This window comes from Blautia sp. AF14-40 (genome assembly GCF_003479665.1).
GTDB lineage: Bacteria > Bacillota > Clostridia > Lachnospirales > Lachnospiraceae > Fusicatenibacter > Fusicatenibacter saccharivorans.
Genome location: NZ_QUHK01000128.1, coordinates 1 through 513, shown reverse-complemented (window position 1 = coordinate 513; position 513 = coordinate 1). Strand labels below are relative to the sequence as shown.

Annotated in this window: 1 pseudogene; it reads right to left on the bottom strand. The window is 30.0% G+C overall.

Annotated elements, in window-relative coordinates:
- Positions 1 to 227: 227 nt before the first annotated feature.
- Positions 228 to 513 (bottom strand): annotated as a pseudogene (locus DWW13_RS18675) (hypothetical protein); the annotation flags it as partial.

Sequence of the window (513 nt, the reverse complement as noted above, 5' to 3'; positions counted from 1 at the left end):
GATTTCTCTCCTCAATAAAAGCATCATTTTATTCATAAGAATTATACCATTAGCAAGTGAAAATTGAAATCCGTCTTTTAAAATAATATATAATATGAAAACCTTTAAATCTATCAATGTCATTAACTTTAGCAAAAAGCAGAAATCGTAAGCCTTTGTAAAACTATGATTTCTGATTTTTATATGGACATACTTATCCCTTTCTCTTTGTACTCACATCTTTTAGATCAGTATGCTCTTTTATGAGTATTCGAATATTTTCCTGCTAACTGACCTTTCGTTCTGGTATAATGTCGGTCAGGTCGAACGGGAACAAGATTCTTACTGATATCTTCGTATATTTGCTGAAATAATATATTTTTCTTTTGATTATCTGTTTCAAGAAGAATATAGATCAGATCATTTTTTAAGATACCGATACTAACTGTCTGATTGATCATCATTTTGTGTTTTCTGCTTATTTCTTTCTGATCTATAGCAAACCTCTTAAATAATGCAGTCCCTTTACAGCGG